Origin of the sequence: Microbacterium trichothecenolyticum (assembly GCF_000956465.1) — a bacterium.
GTDB classification, from domain to species: Bacteria; Actinomycetota; Actinomycetes; order Actinomycetales; family Microbacteriaceae; genus Microbacterium; species Microbacterium trichothecenolyticum.
In genome coordinates this window covers 192922-210270 of record NZ_JYJA01000037.1, presented here as the reverse complement: position 1 = coordinate 210270, position 17349 = coordinate 192922, and the positions used below count along the sequence as shown (strand labels likewise).

Genomic DNA, 17349 nt, shown 5'->3' with positions numbered 1-17349 from the left:
GTGCCAGTGAACCCCGAGCTCGTCGGCCGCGACTTCCCGCCGACGACCCCCTACCTCGTGGGTCGCGAGAAGGTGCGCGAGTTCGCGCGCGCCGTCTTCGCCGATGACCCGCAGCACACCGACCTCATCACCGCCCGGGCGCTCGGCTACGCCGACGTCGTCGCGCCGCCGACCTTCGCGATCGTGGTGACCGACGCGACGCTCCAGCAGCTGCTGGGGGAGCCCGACTCGGGCATCGTACTGAAGAACGTGCTGCACGCCGAGCAGAAGTTCCGCTACTCGCGGCCGATCGTTGCGGGCGATGAGCTCACCGCGAAGCTGTCGGTCACCGGCATCCGTGCCATGGGCGCGGCCGCGATGGTCACGAGCGAGTCCGAGATCACGGATGCCGCGGGCGGCCACGTCGTCACCACGACGTCCGTCCTGCTCGTGGGGGAGGGCGACGCATGAGCGCGCTCGCGAACCTGACCGTCGGCGACGTGGTCGCCGAGCGCACCGTGCACCTCACGCGTGAGTCCCTCGTGCGCTACGCCGGGGCCTCCGGAGACTTCAACCCGATCCACTACCGCGACGACGTGGCTTCGGCGGTGGGTCTGCCGGGCGTGCTCGCCCACGGCATGCTCACGATGGGCCTCGCCGTCGGCACGATCGAGTCGTGGCTCGGCGACACCGGCCGCATCCTCGAGTACGGTGTGCGCTTCACCAAGCCCGTCGTCGTCGACCCCGAGACCGGGGCCGACGTCACCGTCGTCGCGAAGGTCGGGGCGGTCGACGAGGAGTCCGCCCGCATCGACCTCACCGTGTCGTTCGAGGGTGTCACCGTGCTCGTCAAGGCGCAGGTGCGCGTCCGGACCGTCTGACGCATGCCCGACATCACCCCCATCCCGCTCGCGCGGCTCACGACGCTGCGCACCGGCGGCACGCCGGAGCGCATGATCGACGCCCACACGACCGATGAGCTCGTCGACGCCCTGCGCGACGTCTGGGCCTCCGGCGACGAGTGGCTCGTGCTGGGCGGCGGGTCGAACCTGTTCGTGGGCGACGAGTCCTTCGCCGGCACGGTCGTGCGCGTGCTCACGAAGGGCATCGAACGGATGCCGTCGCCCCTGTCCGGACGCGTCCGGCTCAGAGTCCAGGCGGGTCATGACTGGGACGACCTCGTCGGCTTCGCGGTCGCCGAAGGGCTCGGCGGCATCGAGGCGATGTCGGGGATCCCCGGAACCGTCGGCGCCGCCCCGGTGCAGAACATCGGCGCCTATGGCCAGGAGATCGTGCAGACCCTGAGCGAGGTCGAGCTGCTCGATGAGTCGACCGGAGAGGTGTCGACCGTTCCCGCCGCCGAGCTGGGCCTGGGCTTTCGGACCTCCGTGCTCAAGCACCACTACGGCTCGGTGCCCGCGCGCCGCGCGGTGATCCTGTCGGTGACGCTGGACCTGCCCGAGATCGGCCAGGGCGCCCGCCGCATCGCCGGGGATCAGCTCCGCACGGCACTCCGCCTCGGCCCCGACGACGAAGCGACCCTCGCCTGGGTGCGCGAGCGCATCCTCGAGACCCGGCGCACCAAGGGCATGGTGCTCGACGCCGATGATCCCGACACGTACAGCGCCGGGTCGTTCTTCCAGAACGCGGTGGTGTCGGCATCCTTCGCCCGGACGCTTCCCGAGGCGTGCCCGCGCTGGCCGGTGCACCCCGACCTCGACCCGGTGCTCGTCATCCCGCTCGCGAACTTCGACGGCTACGTGCCCGCGCCCACGACGGTGGAGTCCGACGTCAAGGTGAGCGCCGGCTGGCTCATCGAGCATGCCGGCGTGCGCAAGGGCTTCCGGCTGCCGCGCTCGCGCGCCGGCCTGTCGACGAAGCACGCGCTGGCGCTGACGAACCGCGGCAGCGCGACCGCAGCCGAGCTCGCCGAGCTCGCCCGCTTCATCCAGGGTCGCGTGCAGTCCGAGTTCGGTCTGATCCTGCAGCCCGAACCCGTCCTGGTGAACGTCGAGCTCTAGCCCCCGGCCGCGGCATCCGTCCCCCCCTACGGTTCGGGGCGCACGGCGAACGTTCGGGGCGCACGGCGCGCGCCCCGACGGCACGGAACGCGCCCCGAACCCCGAAGCGACCCGCCGACAGACGCAGAAACGCGGATGCCTGAGCCGAGGCATCCGCGTTCTGAAAGGGTTGTTACGACGCGAAGAGGCGCTGCATGCGCTGCACGCCCTCGAGGAGGGCGTCGTCGCCCAGCGCGTACGAGAGGCGCAGGTAGCCGGACGGGCCGAAGGCCTCGCCCGGAACCACGGCGACCTCGGCCTTCTCGAGGATGAGGTCGGCCAGCTCGAGGGAGGTCGTCGGCGTGACACCCGCCCACTCGCGGCCGAGGAGCCCGCGCACGTCGGGGTAGGCGTAGAAGGCGCCGAGCGGCGTCGGCACCTCGACCCCGTCGATCTTCGACAGCTCGGCGACGATCAGCTTGCGGCGGCGGTCGAAGGCCTGGCGCATCTGCTCGACCTCGTCCTGGGGGCCGGTGAGCGCCGCCAGCGCCGCGCGCTGCGCGATGTTGTTCACGTTCGAGCAGAGGTGCGACTGCAGGTTGCCGGCGATCTTGATCGCGTCCTTGGGGCCGACCATCCAGCCCAGGCGCCAGCCGGTCATCGCGTAGGTCTTGGCGACGCCGTTGACGAGGATCGTCTGGGCGGCCGCCTCCGGCACCGCCTCCACGATCGACACCGCGCGCGTGCCCTCGTAGACGAGGTTCTGGTAGATCTCGTCGGAGATGATCCAGATGCCGTGCTCGACGGCCCACCGGCCGATCGCCTCGGTCTCCTCCAGCGTGTACACCGAGCCGGTGGGGTTCGACGGCGACACGAACACGAGCGCCGTGGTCTTGTCGGTGCGGGCGGCCTCGAGCTGCTCGACCGTCACCTTGTAGTCCTGGTCGGCACCGGCGAAGACCTCGACCGGGATGCCGTCGGCCAGCGCGATCGCCTCGGGGTAGGTGGTCCAGTACGGAGCCGGCAGCAGGACCTCGTCGCCGGGGTTCACCACGGTCTGGAAAGCCTGGTAGACGGCCTGCTTGCCGCCGTTGGTGACGATGACCTGCGACGGGTCGACCTCGAGACCCGAGTCTCGCAGCGTCTTCCCTGCGATCGCCTCGCGCAGGACCGGGAGTCCGGCGGCGGGGGTGTAGCGGAAGTTCGCGGGGTTGTGCAGCGCCTCTGCAGCCGCGTCCACGATGAACTGCGGCGTCGCGAAATCGGGCTCGCCCGCCGCATACGAGATGACCGGTCGACCGGCGGCCTGGAGCGCCTTCGCCTTGGCATCGACCTTCAGGGTCGCGGACTCGGCGATGGCGGAGAGCTTGCGGGAGAGCGGAGCGCGTTCTGTCACGGTTCGAGCGTAGTCCGCGCGGCGGGAGGCTTCAGCCGCCGATCGCGCACGCGTGGCCCGCGCGTGTGCGCGATCCGCCGCCGACACGACGGAACGTCCGGGGTAAGCGCTCTTCCGGATTCGGCCGGTGCGGCGGTAGCCTGTGCGTCGTGGACGCCTGGATCTGGGGAGCCGTCGTGCTCGCCATCGTGCTCGTCATCGCCGGTGGGATCGCCTGGTGGCTGGCGCGCGGGTGCGTGCTGACCATCATCGGCGCCACGGGCGCCATCCTCGGCGGCCTCGTCGCCCTGATCAGTCTCGTGCTGCTGCTCGACCCCGATGTCGGCCTGCGCGTCGCGTTCATCGTCACGGTCGGCTCGGGGGTATGGCTGCTCGCCTGGGCTCTGGCGGGGGGAATCCGTGGTCAGCGCATGCTCCGCGCGGAACAGCGTGCGGAGGTCGATGCCCGAGCGGTGCGTGTCCCGGTGATGGTCGCGTCGCGGCACTGATCAGCGTTCGGGCTTGCCGACCGCCCACGGTGGGCGTGGCATCCACCGAATGGGGGATGCCGTCTCCTGCGGATGACCACTGGGCGCAGCATCCGTCATCCGTGACGCTGGAAGCATGCAGACACAAGCGGTGCGGGTGCGGAACCTGCGCAAGACGTATGGTGACCGCACGGTCGTCGACGGGGTGTCGTTCGAGATCGAGCGCGGCGAGACCTTCGCCCTGCTCGGGCCGAACGGCGCCGGCAAGTCGACGACCGTCGAGATCCTCGAGGGGTACCGGCGCCGCACGGGCGGTGACGTCGAGGTGCTCGGCGTCGACCCGGCGACGGGTGGGCTGGACCTCAAGGCCCGGCTCGGCATCGTGCTCCAGTCGACCGGCCAGTCCGGTCTCGTCACCGTGCGCGAACAGCTCCGGCAGTTCGCGGGCTTCTATCCGGATCCGCGCGACGTCGACGAGGTGATCGCGGCCGTCGGTCTCGAGGCGCAGGCGAAGACGCGCATCTCCAAGCTCTCCGGAGGCCAGCAGCGCCGCGTCGACGTGGCCCTCGGCATCATCGGTCGCCCCGAACTGCTCTTCCTCGACGAGCCGACGACGGGCTTCGACCCGCATGCGCGTCGCGAGTTCTGGGAGCTGATCCGACGCCTCCAGGCCGAGGGAACGACGATCGTGCTGACGACGCATTACCTCGACGAGGCGGCGCAGCTCGCCGACCGCGTCGCGGTGATCGCAGCCGGTCGGCTGCAGGCGATCGGGCCCGTCGCGGGGTTCGGCGGCGATGCGGCGCGCGTCCCGGTCGTGCGATGGGTGGAGGACGGGATGCCGCGGCACGAGCGCTCCGAGGACCCCTTCGCGTTCGCGACCGCCCTGGCTGCGCGGCTGGGCGCAGCGCCCGCCGAACTCGAGATCGTGCGGCCGAGCCTCGAGGACGTCTACCTCGAGCTGGTCGGCGAGACGACCGCCGACGCGGTCCCGGGTGCGGCCGTCCAGAAGAAGGGAGCGGTGCGATGAGCGCCACCGTCGAGACAGCGCGGGCGGTCGGCCTCCGTCCGCGTCGTGCACGCCGCAACGTCATGAGCGTGGGCGTCTGGCGCACACGGTTCGAGCTGATGCAGTACTTCCGCTCGGGCGACACGCTGTTCTTCACGTTCCTCTTCCCCGTCTTCATGCTGGGGCTCTTCAGCGTCGCGTTCGGCTCGGACGGCGACGTGCAGATCGCCCCGGGCGTGCCGGCGATCTCGATGGCCGAGCTGTACCTGCCCGGCATGATCGCCGCGGGCCTGCTGCTGTCGGGCTTCCAGAATCTGGCCATGGACATCGCGATCGAGCGGTCCGACGGCATGCTGAAGCGTCTCGGCGGCACGCCGCTGTCACCGGTGAGCTACTTCATCGGCAAGATCGGACAGGTGCTGGTCACCGGGGTGCTCCAGTCCGCCCTGCTGCTGGTGTTCGCGTCAACGGTGCTCGGGGTCGAGCTGCCGACGGAGCCGGCGCGCTGGGCGACGTTCGCGTGGGTGTTCGTCCTCGGCATCACGACGTCAGCCCTCCTGGGCGTCGCGCTGTCCTCCGTGCCTCGCACCGCGAAGAGCGCGACCGCCGTGGTCGTGCCGATCGCTCTCGCGCTGCAGTTCATCTCGGGCGTGTACCTCACGTTCTCGCAGCTGCCGGAGTGGCTGCAGAATGTCGCCGGGCTCTTCCCGCTCAAGTGGATGGCCCAGGGCATGCGGGCCGTGTTCCTGCCCGACGCCTATGCGACCCTCGAGCAGAACGGCGAGTGGAACCTCGCGGGCGTCGCGATCGCGCTCGGTGTCTGGCTGGTCGTGGGACTGGTGCTCTCGCGGATCACCTTCCGCTGGATCCGACGCGACGCGTAGCCTGCCGGTGGGCCGAGGGGAAGAGGGACGATGCTGACCAAGCGCGGATGGGATGCGATCGTGTCGGTCGTCTGCGCCGTCATCGCCGTCGCGCTCGTCTTCCTCTTTCCGCCTGCCACCGCCGTCCGCACCGCGATCGCACTCGGCGCGATCGGTCTTTTCGTGCTCGGCTATGCGCTGATCGGCCGCGACGCGATCGAGCCGCCGCGCGCGGCGTGGCGGTACCCCGCGTTCCTGTCGGTGGCTGCCGTCGCCGCGGGGATCGGCGCGGGTGCGGCGCCGTTCATGGCGATGCTCCAGACTCTGGCGTACCCCCTGGTGTGGGTCATCGGCGACTCCCGACGTCGCGGGATCGGCGGCTCCGCGGTCATTGCGGGGAGCGTCTTCGTCGGGGCGAGCTTCGGCTACGGACTGAACATGGAGTCCCTGCTCGCCGGCGGGACCACCGCGGTCTTCTCCCTCTCCTTCGCGATCGCCATCGGCCTGTGGATCGCCCGCATCGCCGAGTACGGCGAGGAGCGCGAGCGCCTTCTCGCCGAACTGACGGCGGCGCAGACCGAGGTCGAGGCGCTCAGCCGGGAGCGCGGCGCGTCGGCCGAGCGCGAGCGCCTGGCCCGCGACATCCACGACACGCTCGCCCAGACGCTGGCAGGGCTGGTGATCTTCGCCGAGCGCGCAGGCCGCCAGTCCCGGGAGGGGCAGACGGATGCTGCCGCCACCACGATCGCGACGGTGGAGCAGGTCGCGCGCGACGCGCTCGCCGAGTCCCGCGCGCTCGTCGCCCGCACGGCGGCCGTTCCCCGCGAGCCGGCGTTCGGCGCCGCGGTCGAGCGCCTCATCGAACGATTCCGGGAACATGGTGCGGCGCGCATCGCGCTCGACACCGCCGGCGTGGAGGGCGAGCTCGACCGTGAGGCCCAGGTGGTGCTGCTGCGCTGCCTGCAGGAGGCGCTGTCGAACGTGACGAAGCACGCCGCGGCGGCGGAGGTGACGGTGCGTGTGGAGGTCGCCCCCGACGGCGCCGCGGCGCTCGAGGTGATCGATGACGGACGCGGGTTCGACACCTCGCGGCCCACGAGCGGGTTCGGGCTGGACGGCATGCGCGAGCGTGTGGCGCTCGCGGGCGGCACGTTCGACGTCGTCTCGGCGCCGGGCGACGGTGCGAGGCTGACGGTCAGGCTTCCGGCGGTGTCGCAGGACGCGCGGGGTGCCGGAGAGCCCGCCCCGGTGATGACCGCCACGATGGAAGCTGCGACGGCCGAGGCCGTGCGGACGAAGGGGGATCGCCTGTGATCCGGCTGCTGATCGCCGACGACCATCCGGTGGTGCGTGCCGGCCTCGCGGGCCTGCTCTCGGACGAGCCCGGATTCGAGGTCGTGGCCGAGGCATCCGACGGCGACGAAGCCGTGCGTCTCGCGGGCGCGACCCGCCCCGACGTGGTGCTGATGGACCTGCGCATGCCGCACGTAGACGGCGTCGCCGCCACCGCCCGGATCGCCGGCGGCGAGGCGGGCGACCCGCCGCCGCGCGTGCTGATCCTCACGACGTACGAGTCCGACGACCAGATCCTCGCGGCCATCGAGGCCGGCGCGACGGGGTACCTTCTGAAAGCCGCACCGCGGGCCGAGATCGTCGCCGGCATCCGCTCGGTCGCGGCGGGGCAATCGGCGCTGTCGCCGCAGGTCGCGGTGCGGCTCGTCGAGCGCATGCGCCGCCCGGAGCCCGAGACGGTGCTGACCGCGAGGGAGCTCGACGTGCTGCGGCTGGTCGCCACCGGCCACAGCAACAAGCAGATCGCGGTCGTCCTGGGCATCGGCGAGTCGACGGTCAAGACGCACCTGCTCAAGGTGTTCGAGAAGCTCGGCGTCGCCGACCGTACGCGTGCCGCGACCCTCGCCATGGAACGCGGACTGCTCGCCCAGCGCTGACCACGCGAACGACGGATGCTGCAACCCGGCCGGGTTGCAGCATCCGTCGTTTCCCGCACTCAGCCGAACTGGTTCATCGTGTTGTGCTGGCCGCCCGCCTTCAGAGCGGCGTCGCCGGCGAAGTACTCCTTGTGGTTGTCGCCGATGTCGCTTCCCGCCATGTTCTGGTGCTTCACCGTGGCGATGCCCTCGCGGATCTCGCGACGCTGGACGCCTTTCACATAGGCGAGCATGCCCTCGTCCCCGAAGTAGCCCTTCGCCAGGTCATCGGTCGACAGGGCCGCCGTGTGGTAGGTCGGCAGGGTGATGAGGTGGTGGAAGATCCCGGCGCGGGCCGCCCCGTCGCGCTGGAATGTGCGGATCTTCTCATCGGCCACTCGCGCCAGCTCGGTGTCGTCGTAGGCGACGTTCATCAGGTCGCCACGGTCGTACGCCGAGACATCCTCGCCCTGCTCCGCCAGCAGGTCGTACGCCTGCTGCCGGAAGTTGAGCGTCCAGTTGAACGACGGGCTGTTGTTGTAGACGAGCTTCGCGTTCGGGATGACCTCGCGGATCGCGTCGACCATGCCGGCGATCTGCTCCACATGGGGCTTCTCGGTCTCGATCCACAGCAGGTCGGCGCCGTTCTGCAGCGACGTGATGCAGTCGAGCACGACGCGCTCCTCACCCGTTCCGGGGCGGAACTGGTACAGGTTGCTGGCGAGCCGCTTCGGGCGCAGCAGCTTGCCGTCGCGCTTGATGACGACGTCGCCGTTGCCGAGGTCGGCGTCCGAGATCTCCTCCACGTCCAGGAAGGAGTTGTACTGGTCGCCGAGGTCGCCGCTCTGGTGCGTGACGGCGAGCTTCTGCGTGAGCCCGGCGCCGAGCGAGTCGGTGCGGGCCACGATCACGCCGTTCTCGATGCCCAGCTCGAGGAACGCGTAGCGGACCGCGTTGATCTTCGCGATGAAGTCCTCGTGCGGAACAGTCACCTTGCCGTCCTGGTGGCCGCACTGCTTCTCGTCCGACACCTGGTTCTCGATCTGGATGGCGCACGCGCCGGCCTCGATCATCTTCTTCGCCAGCAGGTACGTGGCCTCGGGATTCCCGAAGCCCGCGTCGATGTCGGCGATGATCGGCACCACGTGGGTCTCGTAGTTGTCGATCTGCGACTGGATGAACTCGACCGCGGTGTCGTCGCCGGCGACGCGTGCGTCGTCGAGCTGCGTGAACAGCAGATCGAGCTCGCGGGCGTCGGCCTGACGGAGGAACGTGTAGAGCTCCTCGATGAGGGCGGGCACCGCCGTCTTCTCGTGCATCGACTGATCGGGAAGCGGCCCGAACTCGGAGCGCAGCGCCGCGACCATCCACCCCGACAGGTAGAGGTAGCGCTTGTTCGTGGTCTTGAGGTGCTTCTTGATCGAGATGAGCTTCTGCTGCCCGATGAAGCCGTGCCAGACGCCGAGCGACTGGGTGTAGACCGACGAGTCCGCGTCGTACTCGGCCATGTCGCGGCGCATGATGTCGGCCGTGTACTGGGCGATGTCGAGTCCGGTCCGGAACCGGTTCTGCGCCCGCATGCGGGCGGCGGACTCGGGGTCGATGGCATCCCAGCTCGAGCCGTGCTGCTCCTTGAGCGCCCGGATGGCTTCGATGTCGTCCTGATAGGCAGTCATTTTCGTTCCTTGTTCGTGTCGGGGGATCAGTCGGTCTCGACGAGGTACTTCGCGTAGGCGGGCAGCGTCAGGAACGCCGGGAAGTCCTGGCCGAGCGCGACCTCGCGGAAGATGTCCGCGGCGTCGTCGAACCGGTCGCCCTCGCGGCGGTCCGCCTCGGCCAGCACCTGCGCGACGAGTGCTTCGATCGACTCCCGCGTGATCGGCGTGCCGTCCTCGGTGGTGCGGTCCTGGTGGATCCACTGCCACACCTGGCTGCGGCTGATCTCGGCGGTGGCAGCATCCTCCATGAGGTTGTCGATGGCGACGGCGCCGAGGCCTCGCAGCCACGCCTCGATGTAGCGGATGGCCACCGACACGTTGCCGTGCACCCCCGCTGTCGTGATCGGGCGTCCGATGTGGACGTCGATCAGGTCGGCGGCCGCCACCTCGACCTCGGGACGCTGCCGGTCGAGCTGGTTCGGGCGATCACCCAGCACGGCGTCGAACTCCGCGCGGGCCACCGGGATGAGGTCGGGGTGCGCGACCCACGTGCCGTCGAAGCCGTCGCCGGCCTCGCGCTTCTTGTCGGCCGCCACCTTCTCGAACGCGCGCTCGGTGACCTCGGGGTCGCGGCGGTTCGGGATGAAGGCGCTCATGCCGCCGATCGCGAAGGCACCGCGCTTGTGGCACGTCTTCACGAGCAGCTCGGTGTATGCCCGCATGAACGGGACGGTCATCGTGACCTCGCTGCGGTCGGGCAGCACGAACCGTGCACCGCGACCGCGGTAGTTCTTGATGATCGAGAAGATGTAGTCCCAGCGACCCGCGTTCAGGCCCGCGATGTGGTCGCGCAGCTCGAAGAGGATCTCCTCCATCTCGAACGCCGCCGGCAGCGTCTCGATGAGCACCGTGGCACGGATGGTGCCGTGGGGGATGCCGACATACTGCTCGCTGAACGTGAACACGTCGTCCCACAGCTTCGCCTCTTCGCTCGACTCGAGCTTGGCGATGTAGAAGTAGGGGCCGCGCCCGTTCGCGATCAGCTGCTCGGCGTTGTGGAAGAAGTACAGGCCGAAGTCCACGAGCGAGCCCGACGCGGCCATCCTGCGGCCGGTGCGGTCGGTGAAGCGGATGTGCTGCTCGGGCAGGTGCCACCCACGCGGACGCATCACGATGGTGGGCGTCTCGGTCGCCGTGACCTCGTAGAGCTTGCCTTCGGGGCTCGTGAACGAGAGCTCGCCGCGGATCGCGTCGCGCAGGCTCAGCTGGCCCTCGATGACGTTCTTCCAGGTCGGGCTCGTGGCGTCCTCCTGGTCGGCGAGCCACACCTTGGCGCCGGAGTTCAGCGCGTTGATCGTCATCTTCGGGTCGGTCGGGCCCGTGATCTCGACGCGGCGGTCCTCGAGGCCGGGTCCGGCGCCGGCGACCTTCCACTCCGCGTCCTCGCGGATGTGGCGCGTGTCGTCACGGAACTGCGGGTCGTGGCCGTTGCCGATCTCGAACCGGCGGCGCATGCGGTCGGCGAGCCGGTCGTGGCGGCGGGCGCCGAAGCGGTGGTGCAGCTCGGTGAGGAACGCGACCGCCTCGGGCGTCAGGACTTCGTCGTAGCGCGGGCCGAAGCGGCCGGCGATCTCGATCGAAGGCTCGTGGGTCTGGGTCGGGATGGGGCCGGTGCGCGTACGCATCGGGGTGGCGGTCGCAGGTGTCATGTCCCTGCCTTCCTGTGATGGACTGCGTTGAGTGTGTGGGGGATGCCGCTGCCCGGCGTGTGCGCCGGGTCGAGGCATCCGGTGATCCGCGTTCTGGGTGGATCGGTGGTGGGCGTGAGACCACTCTGCGGTGAAGTTCGGCGGTCGAACCGACGAATTGGGGTGTGAAGTTTTCCGGTATTTCTGCTTTCGTGACAGAATCGCGGCGTGACGACGACGTTGACCTCGGATGTGCGGGGTGAAGTCCCGGACGATGGTGAGGTGGATCCCCTCACCATCGGCCGCCGCATCCGGCAGCTGCGCACCGACCGCGGCATGACGCTCGAAGAACTCGCTTCCGCGGTCGACCGCGCGCCGAGTCAGCTGTCGATGATCGAGAACGGCCGCCGCGAGCCGAAGCTCACGCTGCTGCAGGCGATCGCCCGGGCGCTGGGTTCGTCGATCGATGCGATCCTCGAGTCCGAGCCGCTCGACGAGCGCGCCACGCTCGAGATCTCGCTCGAGCGGGCGATGCGCGGCCAGACGTTCCAGGCGCTCGGTATCCCCCCGTTCCGGATCGGCAAGACGGTGCCGACCGAGGCGCTCAAGGCGATGCTGGCGCTGCAGGGCGAGATCGAGAGGCTGCGCGACGAGCGCGCCGCGACCCCCGAAGAGGCGCGACGTGCGAACGTGGCGCTGCGCAAGCTCATGCGCACGCAGAACAACTACTTCGCCGAACTCGAGGAGCAAGCGAGGCGCATCCTCGATGCGGTCGATCACCCGGGCGGCCCGCTGACCCAGCGCACGGCGTCGGACATCGCCGCACACCTCGGCTTCACGCTGCACTACGTGCCCGACCTGCCGCAGACGACGCGGTCGGTCGCCGACATCAAGAACGGCCGGCTGTACCTGTCGAGCCGACTGGCCACCAAGGGCGACCCACGCACGGCGGTGCTGCAGGCGCTGTCGAGCCGCATCCTCGGACACCGCGAGCCGACCTCGTACGCGGAGTTCCTGCGCCAGCGCGTCGAGACGAACTACCTCACCGGCGCTCTGCTCATCCCCGAGGCGCACGCCGTGCCGTTCCTGCAGGAGGCGAAGAAGGAACGCTCGATCTCGATCGAGGACCTCCGCGACGCCTACTCGGTGTCGTACGAGACGGCCGCGCACCGCTTCACGAACCTCGCGACCATGCACCTGGGCCTGCCCGTGCACTTCCTGAAGGTGCACGAGTCGGGCGTCATCACGAAGGTCTACGAGAACGACGACGTGAACTTCCCGACCGACCGCCTCGGCGCGATCGAGGGGCAGATGTGCTGCCGCAAGTGGACCTCGCGCGTCGTGTTCGACGTGGACGACCACTTCAACCCGTACTACCAGTACACCGACACCGGCAACGGCACGTACTGGTGCACGGCCCGCGTCGAGCTCTCGAGCGAGGGCGCCCACTCGATCAGCGTGGGCGTGCGCTTCGACGACACGAAGTGGTTCCTCGGCCGCGACACCCCGAACCGCGGCGTCTCGAAGCACTCCGTGGAGGTCTGCTGCCGGCGCGCGCCCGCCGAGCTCGAGGCGTCGTGGCGCGAGCAGTCGTGGCCGAACGTGCGCACGCCGCGGACGCTGCTGGCGACGCTGCCCACCGGCTCGTTCCCCGGCGTCGACACGACCGACGTCTACGAGTTCCTGGAGGCCCACGCCCCGCGCTGAGCCGCGGCCTGGGCGACGCGCGGGCCCGGACGCAGGTGCGACTGCGCCACTTTCCTGCGAGTGCTGCGTCGCGCGACGCAGCACTCGCAGGAAACTGCAGCGCTCGCGGGGCCGGAGGTCAGTGGCGGCCCGCGACGACGTCCGCGACGTGCGCCGGCCACGCCGTGCGGTCGGAGGATCCGGATGCCTCGACCCGGTCCGCCATCCGATACGCGGTGTAGATCGCGTTCACGGCGGTCCACCGGAGCGGCTCGACCTCCCAGCGCCGCGTGCGGTGACCCACCCAGGGGAGCCGGGTGAGGCCGGTGTCGCGCTCGAGCACCAGGTCGGCGAGCGTGCGGCCCGCGAGATTCGTCGCGGTCACGCCGGTGCCGACGTAGCCGCCGGCCCAGCCGAGGCCCGTCGCTCGGTCGTGGACGACGGTCGCGGCCCAGTCTCGGGGCACGCCGAGCACGCCGGCCCAGGCGTGCGCGATCGGCGTACCCGCGGCATCCGGGAAGAACTCCCGCAGCAGCCGCGCGAGCGAGGCGATCGTGCGGGTCTGCGTCGTGCCGTCGGTGTCGACGCGCGAGCCGTAGCGGTAGGGCACGCCGCGGCCGCCGAACGCGATGCGGTCGTCCGCCGTGCGCTGCGCGTACATGTACACGTGGGCGAAGTCGCCGAGCGTCTCGTACCCGTCCCAGCCGACCTCGTCCCAGAACGAGGCCGGCAGGGGCTCGGTCACGATCATCGACGAGTTCATCGGCAGCCACGCGCGGTGCTCGCCGCGGAGGTCGGCGGTGAAGCCCTCGGTGGCGCGCAGCACGTGGGTCGCGCGCACGGTTCCGCGGTCGGTGACGGCCCGTCCGGGGGTGATCTCGCGCACAGCGGTCTGCTCGTGGATCGGCACTCCGAGCCGCTCGACCGCGTCGGCGAGGCCGCGCACGAGCTTCGCCGGGTGAACCCGGGCGCAGTGCGGGTGCCATGCTGCGCCGAGCGAGCCGGCGATGCGGATCCGGGATGCTGCGGCCGCAGCATCCATCCACTCGATGTCGGTGTGCGGCCAGGCCTGTTCAGCGGCGACGGCCGCCCGCAGTCGCGCGAGCTGTGCCGGCGTGCGGGCGACGCCGTACTCGCCGCCCTTGAGGATGTCGGCGTCGATGCCCTCGCGCCTGGCGACGGCGACGACCTCGTCGACGGTCTCGTTGAGCGCGCGCTGCTGCGCGATCGCCGCGTCGCGGCCGTGCGACTCGGCGTAGCGTTCGCGGCCGCCGGTGACGGTGTTGGTGAGCCACCCGCCGTTGCGGCCGGACGCCCCGAACCCCGCGAACCGCTGCTCGAGCACGACGACCCGCAGGTCGGGCTGGGCCTGTTTCAGGTAGTACGCGGTCCAGAGCCCGGTGTACCCGCCGCCGACGATCGCGACGTCGACGTCGGTGTCGCCGGGCAGGGGAGCCCGCGGCGCCGGCGTGCCGCCGAGGCTCCGCCACCACCACGACACGTCGCCGTTGGGCACAGGGGGCTCGGTCATGCGCCCATCCTTCCGGGTGCTGTCGCCCGCGACGAGGAACGATCTGTTGCGAACGCGCGACCGAGTCGGACCGACCGTGCGCCATGTCTCTTTCGGTCGATGAACCTCCGGCGAGCGCGGAGGTCGCGCGGTCGATCAGACCGACGCGTCGAGGGCGCGCAGCGCCGCCCACAGCTCGGCGCGCGTCGCGAACGACGAGAGATCCCGGCCGAGCACGCGCTCGATGAGGGCGAGGCGCGTGCGCACGGTGTGGCGGTGCACACCCAGCGCCTGCGCGGTGGCCTCGTGCGAGCAGTCCTCGTCGAGCCATGCCTTCAGCGTCGCGACGAGGTGGGTGCCCTGCGCGGCATCATGGTCGCGAAGCGGTGCGAGCTCCGCTCGCGCCAGCGCGCGGGCCTCGTCCGTGAGCGCCGAGAGGACGCCGGCGCGGGCGACCTCGGCGAACGCCGTGACCGGACGGATGCCGCGATCCCGCGCGACGCGCGCCTGCCCGAGCGCAGCGGCGAAACCGTCGTAGCCGGTCGGATCCGACAGCCCGACGCGCACCTCGAAGCGTGCGACGAGCTCGTCGATGCTCGAGCGGTCGTCTGCGGGCACGACCAGCACGAGGCCGTCCTCACCGCGGCCGAAGAACAGCGCTCCGCGGCGCTCGTCGGCCCAGAGCTCGAGCAGCTCGGCGATGCCGTCGACGCGCGCGGCCGCGGCATCCGTCACCCCCACGACGACGGGGGCGGAGGGAAGCGGTCCCCACAGCTCGCGCGAGGTGCGGCGGGCGAGGGCCGGGTCCCCCGTGAGGAGCGACTGCACGAGGCCGGCGCGCAGCGCCGAGCGTGCGCGGCCGAGGCCCTGCTGCTGCTCCAGCGCGAGGCCGGCCATCGCGATGACCGCGGTGACGACGACGCGGCCCTCCTGGTCGAGGTCTCCGGCGGCGATCGCGATGACCCCGCGCAGGTGTCCGCCGCGGCCGAGGGTCTGCAGCGAGAACGGCGTCTCGCCGATGTGCAGAGACGAGCCCGCGCGCGCGCCGCGATGCAGCACCCCGGTGACCTCGCGCTGGAGAGCCGCGGCCGTCTGGGCGTCGAGCCCGCCCGCGGGGTGCTCGCGCGACAGTTCTCCGGCGGCGTCGAACATGCCGACCCAGGTGTCGAGCTGCTTGGCCAGCTCCGCGACGGTCGCGCCGAGTCCGTCGGGCCGCAGGGCCGCCAGCGCGATCGCGCGCTGCGCGGCCAGCGCCCAGCTGCGCCGCGCGTAGGCCTCGGCGGCGATCGCCTCGGCGTTGGCCCGGGCCACGGCGATGAAAGGCGTGCGGTACGGCACCTCGAACAGCGGCATCCGTTCGTCACGGCACGCGTCGATGAGGGCGGGAGGGATGCCGGCGCGCGCGACCTCGGTGCCGAAGCCGAGGCCGACCACGCCCCGCGTCGCCAGGCGGTGCACATACGCCCGGTAGACCGCGGAGGCGTCGGCGTCGGCGTCGTCGCCGTGCGGGAACTGCGTGCCGGTGGTCAGCAGCACGAGCCCCTCGGACAGGAAGGGCGTGGGGTCGGCGAGATCCGAGCTGTGGACCCAGCGGATGCCGCGGTCCAGTGCCTGCGGATCAAGGTCGTCGCCGGCCAGCGAGAGCTTCAGATCCCGCCGGGCGAGGAGGGCGCGAAGGGTGGGGGCGTCGGCGTCCATAATGCTCCGAGTGTACGACTCGTACAGCAGGCCGGACAGAATGTACACGGGGGCGGGTGCGGGCGTTCCCGGCGACGAAATACGCTCCCCAGCATGAGCAGCGCAGCCGACACCCTCACCGAAACGCCCCTCGGCGGTCCGACCCTTCCGCAGGAGCGTCGCCTGGTCACCAGCATCCCCGGTCCCCGCTCGCAGGAGCTCCTCGCCCGCAAGGCCGACGCTGTCGCCGCAGGCGTCGGCCACACCGCGCCCGTGCAGGCCGTGGCGGCGGGCGGCGGCGTCATCGTCGACGCCGACGGCAACTCGCTCATCGACCTGGGCTCGGGCATCGCGGTCACGACGATCGGCAATGCGCACCCCAAGGTCGTCGCGGCGGTGCAGGCGCAGGTCGCCCAGTTCACCCACACGTGCTTCATGATCGCGCCGTACGACTCGTACGTCTCGGTCGCCGAGGCCCTCAACCGCATCACGCCGGGCGACCACGCCAAGAAGAGCGCCCTGTTCAACTCGGGCGCCGAGGCGGTGGAGAACGCGGTCAAGATCGCCCGCAAGTACACCGGCAAGCAGGCGGTCGTCGCGTTCGATCACGGCTACCACGGCCGCACCAACCTCACGATGGCGCTCACCGCGAAGTCGATGCCGTACAAGAGCGGCTTCGGCCCGTTCGCGTCGGAGATCTACCGCGCGCCGCTGTCGTACCCCTACCGCGACGGGCTCGACGGGGGCCTCGCCGCCAAGAAGGCCATCTCGATGATCGAGAAGCAGGTCGGCGCCGACAACCTCGCCGCGATCATCATCGAGCCCATCCAGGGCGAGGGCGGCTTCATCGTCCCCGCCGACGGCTTCCTGCCCGCCCTCGTCGAGTGGTGCCGCGCCAACGACGTGGTGTTCATCGCCGACGAGATCCAGACCGGCTTCGCTCGCACGGGCGAGATGTTCGCGAGCGACCTGTTCGGCATCGTGCCGGACCTGATCACGACCGCCAAGGGCATCGCGGGGGGCCTGCCCCTGGCGGCCGTGACGGGCCGGGCCGACATCATGGACGCCTCGCACGCGGGCGGCCTCGGCGGCACCTACGGCGGCAACCCCATCGCGTGCGCCGCCGCACTCGCCGCGATCGACGTGTTCGAGAACGACGGGATGCTCGAGCGCGCCCGCGAGATCGAGACCGTTCTGAAGGGCCGTCTGCAGGACCTGCGGGCCACCGACCCGCGCGTCGGCGATGTGCGAGGCCATGGCGCCATGATCGCCGCCGAGTTCGTGGATCCCGCGACGGGCGAGCCGGACGCCGCGCTCACCGCCGCGGTCGCGAAGGCGTCCATCGCACAGGGCGTCATCGTGCTCACCTGCGGCACCTATGGGAACGTGATCCGCTTCCTGCCGCCGCTGTCGATCACCGACGACCTGCTCCACGAGGGCATGGACGTCGTCGCCGCAGCCCTCGCGGCTGCGTGATCACGGATGCTG

At 70.9% G+C, this 17349-nt stretch carries 15 protein-coding genes; 10 read left to right on the top strand and 5 right to left on the bottom strand.

Annotated elements, in window-relative coordinates; all coding sequences use genetic code 11:
* From RS82_RS13960 to RS82_RS13950, 3 genes are read left to right on the top strand one after another with little or no spacing between them, the layout of a single operon-like run.
* Complete coding sequence (locus tag RS82_RS13960) at window positions 1–450, top strand: FAS1-like dehydratase domain-containing protein (protein WP_045300423.1); 450 nt, start codon at window positions 1–3, stop codon at window positions 448–450.
* Entirely contained in the window at window positions 447–860 is a 414-nt protein-coding gene (locus tag RS82_RS13955; RefSeq protein WP_045300421.1) for a MaoC/PaaZ C-terminal domain-containing protein, read from the top strand. The genes RS82_RS13960 and RS82_RS13955 overlap by 4 nt, the downstream gene beginning before the upstream one ends.
* Before the next feature lie 3 nt (window positions 861–863).
* Entirely contained in the window at window positions 864–2000 is a 1137-nt protein-coding gene (locus RS82_RS13950; RefSeq protein WP_045300420.1) for a UDP-N-acetylmuramate dehydrogenase, read from the top strand.
* A 172-nt stretch (window positions 2001–2172) separates the two neighbouring features.
* On the opposite strand, the gene RS82_RS13945 is transcribed toward RS82_RS13950, so the two are convergent.
* Window positions 2173–3375, bottom strand: coding sequence for a pyridoxal phosphate-dependent aminotransferase (locus tag RS82_RS13945; protein ID WP_045300419.1), 1203 nt, complete (start codon window positions 3373–3375; stop codon window positions 2173–2175).
* A 149-nt stretch (window positions 3376–3524) separates the two neighbouring features.
* Between RS82_RS13945 and RS82_RS13940 the strand changes: the two genes are divergently transcribed.
* The 5 genes from RS82_RS13940 to RS82_RS13920 all read left to right on the top strand — a co-directional run bounded on the left by RS82_RS13940 (window position 3525) and on the right by RS82_RS13920 (window position 7663).
* Window positions 3525–3863: a hypothetical protein gene (locus RS82_RS13940; protein ID WP_045300417.1), complete on the top strand. Its 339-nt coding sequence runs from the start codon at window positions 3525–3527 to the stop codon at window positions 3861–3863.
* 115 nt (window positions 3864–3978) lie between these two features.
* Window positions 3979–4872, top strand: a complete 894-nt coding sequence (locus RS82_RS13935; RefSeq protein WP_045300415.1) for an ABC transporter ATP-binding protein — start codon at window positions 3979–3981, stop codon at window positions 4870–4872.
* Window positions 4869–5735, top strand: coding sequence for an ABC transporter permease (locus tag RS82_RS13930; protein WP_157005583.1), 867 nt, complete (start codon window positions 4869–4871; stop codon window positions 5733–5735). Before RS82_RS13935 ends, RS82_RS13930 begins: the two co-directional genes overlap by 4 nt.
* 30 nt (window positions 5736–5765) lie before the next feature.
* A complete protein-coding gene (locus tag RS82_RS13925; RefSeq protein ID WP_052676841.1) occupies window positions 5766–7028 on the top strand; it encodes a sensor histidine kinase in 1263 nt (420 codons plus the stop codon).
* Window positions 7025–7663 (top strand): response regulator, encoded by a 639-nt coding sequence (locus RS82_RS13920; RefSeq protein ID WP_045300413.1) that lies wholly within the window; start codon window positions 7025–7027, stop codon window positions 7661–7663. The genes RS82_RS13925 and RS82_RS13920 overlap by 4 nt, the downstream gene beginning before the upstream one ends.
* 59 nt (window positions 7664–7722) lie before the next feature.
* On the opposite strand, the gene RS82_RS13915 is transcribed toward RS82_RS13920, so the two are convergent.
* Window positions 7723–9318: an isocitrate lyase gene (locus tag RS82_RS13915; RefSeq protein ID WP_045300411.1), complete on the bottom strand. Its 1596-nt coding sequence runs from the start codon at window positions 9316–9318 to the stop codon at window positions 7723–7725.
* Window positions 9319–9344: 26 nt separating this feature from the next.
* Window positions 9345–10985, bottom strand: a complete 1641-nt coding sequence (aceB, locus tag RS82_RS13910) for a malate synthase A (protein WP_045300627.1) — start codon at window positions 10983–10985, stop codon at window positions 9345–9347.
* A gap of 285 nt (window positions 10986–11270) precedes the next feature.
* Here aceB and RS82_RS13905 point away from each other — a divergent pair, with 285 nt between their 5' ends.
* Window positions 11271–12695 carry a helix-turn-helix transcriptional regulator gene (locus RS82_RS13905; protein WP_157005605.1) on the top strand — a complete coding sequence of 475 codons (1425 nt, stop codon included), beginning with the start codon at window positions 11271–11273 and terminating at the stop codon, window positions 12693–12695.
* 118 nt (window positions 12696–12813) lie between these two features.
* Here the strand turns inward: RS82_RS13905 and RS82_RS13900 are convergent, their stop codons facing one another.
* A complete protein-coding gene (locus tag RS82_RS13900; RefSeq protein WP_045300407.1) occupies window positions 12814–14205 on the bottom strand; it encodes an NAD(P)/FAD-dependent oxidoreductase in 1392 nt (463 codons plus the stop codon).
* 135 nt (window positions 14206–14340) lie between these two features.
* Complete coding sequence (locus tag RS82_RS13895; protein WP_045300405.1) at window positions 14341–15882, bottom strand: PucR family transcriptional regulator; 1542 nt, start codon at window positions 15880–15882, stop codon at window positions 14341–14343.
* Between the two features lie 93 nt (window positions 15883–15975).
* Here RS82_RS13895 and gabT point away from each other — a divergent pair, with 93 nt between their 5' ends.
* Window positions 15976–17337 (top strand): 4-aminobutyrate--2-oxoglutarate transaminase, encoded by a 1362-nt coding sequence (gene gabT, locus RS82_RS13890; RefSeq protein ID WP_045300403.1) that lies wholly within the window; start codon window positions 15976–15978, stop codon window positions 17335–17337.
* The last annotated feature ends 12 nt before the right edge of the window (window positions 17338–17349 follow it).